Origin of the sequence: Microbacterium sp. (assembly GCF_031178445.1) — a bacterium.
In the GTDB taxonomy this organism is placed as follows: domain Bacteria; phylum Actinomycetota; class Actinomycetes; order Actinomycetales; family Microbacteriaceae; genus Microbacterium.
This window is the reverse complement of sequence record NZ_JAPSIY010000021.1, coordinates 1-4870: the sequence shown is the minus strand read 5'-3', so window position 1 is coordinate 4870 and position 4870 is coordinate 1. Positions and strand designations below refer to the sequence as shown.

The 4870-nt window shown below is 68.1% G+C and carries 6 protein-coding genes; 5 read left to right on the top strand and 1 reads right to left on the bottom strand.

What is annotated here, in order from left to right:
* A partial coding sequence (locus tag RIN43_RS16065; RefSeq protein ID WP_309067395.1) for a sugar phosphate nucleotidyltransferase occupies positions 1-328 on the bottom strand: 328 nt, incomplete at its 3' end.
* Positions 329-507: 179 nt separating this feature from the next.
* Between RIN43_RS16065 and sdhC the strand changes: the two genes are divergently transcribed.
* From sdhC to RIN43_RS16040, 5 genes are all read left to right on the top strand, one after another.
* Positions 508-942, top strand: a complete 435-nt coding sequence (gene sdhC, locus RIN43_RS16060) for a succinate dehydrogenase, cytochrome b556 subunit (RefSeq protein WP_309129932.1) — start codon at positions 508-510, stop codon at positions 940-942.
* On the top strand, positions 942-1400 hold the full coding sequence (locus RIN43_RS16055; protein WP_309129931.1) for a succinate dehydrogenase hydrophobic membrane anchor subunit: 459 nt from the start codon (positions 942-944) through the stop codon (positions 1398-1400). The genes sdhC and RIN43_RS16055 overlap by 1 nt, the downstream gene beginning before the upstream one ends.
* Before the next feature lie 19 nt (positions 1401-1419).
* Entirely contained in the window at positions 1420-3246 is a 1827-nt protein-coding gene (gene sdhA / locus RIN43_RS16050) for a succinate dehydrogenase flavoprotein subunit (RefSeq protein WP_309129930.1), read from the top strand.
* Positions 3246-4022, top strand: a complete 777-nt coding sequence (locus RIN43_RS16045) for a succinate dehydrogenase iron-sulfur subunit (protein WP_309129929.1) — start codon at positions 3246-3248, stop codon at positions 4020-4022. Before sdhA ends, RIN43_RS16045 begins: the two co-directional genes overlap by 1 nt.
* Positions 4023-4082: 60 nt before the next feature.
* A partial coding sequence (locus RIN43_RS16040) for an exodeoxyribonuclease III (protein WP_309129928.1) occupies positions 4083-4870 on the top strand: 788 nt, incomplete at its 3' end.

Genomic DNA, 4870 nt, shown 5'->3' with positions numbered 1-4870 from the left:
CCGGCTCCCGGCGCTGCAGGATCGCGGCCGCGAGGCCGATCGCCGCGGCGGACTCCCGCTGGGACGACTCGATGAACACGTTGTCGAGAGGCACCTCCGGCAGCTCCTCCTCGACCCGGTGCTCATGAGCCTTCCCCGTGACCACCGCGATCCGATCCGGCCCCGTCAGCGGCAGCAGCCGATCCCACGTGTTGCGCAGGAGCGAGACGCCCGACCCGGTGAGGTCGTGCAGGAACTTCGGCGCTTCCGCTCGGGAAAGAGGCCAGAGGCGGGACCCGACGCCGCCCGCGGGGATCACGGCGAAGAAGTCCTGGATCGGTGCAGACATGCCGCCAGGCTATCTGGCGGCGTTTTCCGGCACGCGACCGTGGTCACTTCTCTCGACATCGAGATAGTTAGGCACGCCTTCACTGCGGTGCTCGCGAGGAGCGAAGTAGAGTTGGGGTGCCCACGGCCGCGTCGCGCGCCTCCCGGGCGACGACCTCGCAACGATCAGGGAGGAACGACATGTCCGCTGAGACGCGAACGACATTGTCGGTGACGGAGACCACCTCGAAGGTCCCACGAGGAACGCTGTACCGCGGCCGTGAAGGCATGTGGTCCTGGGTGCTGCACCGCATCACGGGTGTCGCGATCTTCTTCTTCCTCCTTGTGCACGTGCTGGACACGTCGCTCATCCGGGTCTCCCCCGAGGCGTACGACGCCGTGATCGGCACGTACAAGCACTGGATCATGGGACTCGGCGAGATCGCACTCGTCGGAGCGATCGTGTTCCACGCCTTCAACGGCCTGCGGATCATCCTCGTGGACTTCTGGTCCAAGGGCGCGCAGTACCAGCGTCAGCTGTTCTGGGGCGTCCTGGCGGTCTGGGCCGTCACGATGGCCGCCTTCGTGCCGCGCCAGCTCATCAACACGTTCTCGCACATGGGAGGGGGTCACTGATGACCGCCGACAGCCTCGCCGCGCCTCGCACGCCGCACAGCGTCCCCCGCAACAAGGGGCTCAACCTCGAGAAGTGGGGCTGGGTCTACATGCGCGCCTCGGGCGTCGTGCTGATCGTGCTGATCTTCGGCCACCTGCTCGTGAACCTGGTGCTGCCCGAGGGCGGCGTCCAGGCGCTCAACTTCGCGTTCGTCGCCGGCAAGTTCGCCTCGCCGTTCTGGCAGTGGTGGGACGTGCTGATGCTCTGGCTGGCGTTCCTGCACGGCGCCAACGGCATGCGCACGATCATCAACGACTACGTCCTCAACCGCACCGCTCGCAAGACGCTGGTCGCGGTGACGTGGATCGTGACCGCCGTCATGATCGTGCTCGGCACGCTCGTGGTGTTCACGTTCGACCCGTGCCTGGGTGTGAACCCCGAGAGCACGCTGTGGGAGATGTGCCAGGCCGCGGCCTGACGAAGACGAATAAAGGAATATGACGAGCCAGACCAGCGAGTCCGTCGTGCGCGACGGCGTCCACTACCACCAGTTCGACATCGTGATCGTCGGCGCCGGCGGCGCCGGCATGCGCGCGGCCATCGAGGCCGGCCCCGGCGCGAAGACCGCCGTGATCACGAAGCTCTACCCCACTCGCTCGCACACGGGCGCGGCGCAGGGCGGCATGGCCGCGGCGCTCGCGAACGTCGAGGAGGACTCGTGGGAGTGGCATACGTTCGACACGGTCAAGGGCGGCGACTACCTCGTCGACCAGGACGCCGCGGAGATCCTCGCCAAGGAGGCGATCGAGGCCGTCATCGACCTCGAGAACATGGGCCTGCCGTTCAACCGCACGCCCGACGGCAAGATCGACCAGCGCCGCTTCGGCGGTCACACGGCCGAGCACGGCAAGACCCCGGTGCGCCGCGCGTGCTACGCGGCCGACCGCACGGGCCACATGATCCTCCAGACGCTGTTCCAGAACTGCGTCAAGCTCGGCATCAACTTCTTCAACGAGTTCTACGCGCTCGACCTCATCACGGTGAAGGACGCCGACGGCAAGACCCAGATCGCGGGCGTCGTCGCGTACGAGCTGTCCACGGGCGACCTGCACGTGTTCCACTCGAAGGCCGTGATCTTCGCCACGGGCGGCTTCGGCAAGATCTTCAAGACCACCTCCAACGCGCACACCCTGACGGGTGACGGCGTGGGCATCGTGTGGCGCAAGGGTCTGCCGCTCGAGGACGTGGAGTTCTTCCAGTTCCACCCGACCGGCCTGGCCGGCCTCGGCATCCTGCTCACCGAGGGCGCCCGCGGTGAGGGCGCGATCCTGCGCAACGCCTCGGGCGAGCGCTTCATGGAGCGCTACGCCCCCACCATCAAGGACCTCGCTCCGCGCGACATCGTGGCGCGCTGCATGGTGCAGGAGGTGCGGGAGGGCCGCGGTGCCGGTCCGCACAAGGACTACGTGCTGCTCGACTGCACGCACCTGGGCGCCGAGGTGCTCGAGACCAAGCTCCCCGACATCACGGAGTTCGCGCGCACGTACCTGGGCATCGACCCGGTCGTCGAGCCCGTGCCCGTCATGCCGACCGCCCACTACGCGATGGGCGGCATCCCGACCAACAACGCGGGCGAGGTGCTCGCGGACAACGACACGGTCGTGCCCGGTCTGTACGCGGCCGGCGAGTGCGCGTGCGTGTCCGTGCACGGCGCCAACCGCCTCGGCACGAACTCGCTGCTCGACATCAATGTGTTCGGCAAGCGCTCGGGCCGCAACGCGGTCGAGTACGTCAAGACCGCCGACTTCGTGCCGCTCCCGGAGGACCCGGCCGCGGGCGTCCGCGAGATGATCGAGGGCATCCGCAACGCCAAGGGCACCGAGCGCATCGCGGACATCCGCAAGAAGCTGCAGGACGAGATGGACGACAAGGCCCAGGTGTTCCGCACCGAGGAGACCCTGACGGATGTCCTCGGCACGATCGCCGAGCTCCGCGACCGCTACCGCAACATCTACGTCGACGACAAGGGCAAGCGGTACAACACCGACCTGCTCGAGGCCGTCGAGCTGGGCTTCCTGCTCGACATCGCCGAGATCGTCGCCTACGCCGCGCGCAACCGTCGCGAGAGCCGCGGCGGCCACATGCGCGAGGACTACCAGGCGCGCAACGACGAGCAGTTCATGAAGCACACGATGGCGTACCTCACGGGCGATCCGCACTCGTCCGACCCCGAGGACCACATCAAGCTGGACTGGAAGCCCGTCGTGTTCACCAAGAACGAGCAGGGCGAGTTGAACTACCCGCCGATGGAGAGGAAGTACTGATGGCCGCCACCGCCGTCACCGAGCCCGTCGCAGACACCGACCCGGAGTCCGTGGCAACGGACGTCCAGGCGTACCTCGTCACGTTCATCGTCCGGCGCTTCGACCCCGAGGTCGACAGCGAGCCGCGCTGGGTCGACTACGACGTCGAGATGTACTCGACCGACCGCGTCCTCGACGCGCTGCACCGCATCAAGTGGGATCAGGACGGATCGCTCGCGTTCCGCCGCTCGTGCGCCCACGGCATCTGCGGGTCCGATGCGATGCGCATCAACGGCCGCAACCGTCTCGCGTGCAAGACGCTGATCAAGGACCTCGACATCTCGAAGCCGATCTACGTCGAGGCGATCAAGGGTCTGCCGCTCGAGAAGGACCTCATCGTCGACATGGATCCGTTCTTCGCGGCCTACCGCGAGGTGCAGCCGTTCCTGCAGGCGACCTCCAAGCCCGAGAAGGGCAAGGAGCGTCACCAGACGATCGCCGACCGCGAGCGCTTCGACGACACCACGAAGTGCATCCTGTGCGCCGCGTGCACGTCGTCGTGCCCCGTGTTCTGGACCGACGGCCAGTACTTCGGTCCGGCCGCGATCGTCAACGCGCACCGCTTCATCTTCGACTCGCGCGACGACGCGGGCGACGTGCGCCTGGACATCCTCAACGACAAGGAGGGCGTGTGGCGCTGCCGCACGACCTTCAACTGCACCGAGGCGTGCCCGCGCGGCATCGAGGTGACCAAGGCGATCGCCGAGGTCAAGCAGGCGGTCCTGCGGGGACGCTGATCCCGCTTTCGACGAGGGGCTCCGACATCCGATGTCGGGGCCCCTTGTTACGTTTGAGGCATGCCCCGCAGCGTCCGCATCGCCTCTGTCAACGTCAACGGGATCCGCGCCGCGGCCCGCAACGGCATGGGGGCGTGGGTCGACGCCGCGCAGCCCGACATCATCACGCTGCAGGAGGTGCGCGCCGAGCTCGAGCATCTCGAGGCGGCCCTGCCCGGGTGGCGCGTGGTGGCCGATGCGTCGCTCCAGAAGGGACGCGCGGGCGTTGCGATCGCGAGCCGCGAGGAGTGCGCGATCTCACGCATCGAGCTCGGCGACGACGCGCTCGAGTCGAACGGCCGCTGGATCGAGGCCGACTTCGCGTTCGGCGGCGAGACCCTCACCGTGGTGAGCGCCTACGTCCCGACCGGTGAGGCCGACACACCGGCCAAGCAGGATGCGAAGTGGGCGTTCCTCGACGCGATGGAGCACCGGATGGCCGAGCTCTCGGGGGGTCTTGCGCTCGTGACGGGCGATCTCAACGTGGGTCACCGTCCGCTCGACATCCGCAACTGGAAGGGCAACGTCAAGAAGGCCGGCTTCCTGGCACGCGAGCGCGCGTACTTCGACCGCCTGCTCGGCGCGGCGGGCGAGCCCGTCCGCGGCCAGGAGGGCGTCGGCCGCGGCATGGTGGGCGAGCTCAGCGACACCCGGTCGTTCAGCGCCGGCGCCACGGGTCTCGGCTGGGTCGACGTGGGCCGCGCCGCGCACGGCGAGGTCGACGGGCCGTACACGTGGTGGTCGATGCGCGGCAAGGCGTTCGACAACGACTCCGGCTGGCGGATCGACTACCACCTCGCCTCCCCCGC

Excerpts from the sequence above, each read along its gene's own strand:
- RIN43_RS16055 (WP_309129931.1), top strand. The coding sequence starts at position 942 with ATGACCGCCGACAGCCTCGCCGCGCCTCGCACGCCGCACAGCGTCCCC.
- RIN43_RS16045 (WP_309129929.1), top strand. The coding sequence starts at position 3,246 with ATGGCCGCCACCGCCGTCACCGAGCCCGTCGCAGACACCGACCCGGAG.
- sdhC (WP_309129932.1), top strand. The coding sequence starts at position 508 with ATGTCCGCTGAGACGCGAACGACATTGTCGGTGACGGAGACCACCTCG.
- sdhA (WP_309129930.1), top strand. The coding sequence starts at position 1,420 with ATGACGAGCCAGACCAGCGAGTCCGTCGTGCGCGACGGCGTCCACTAC.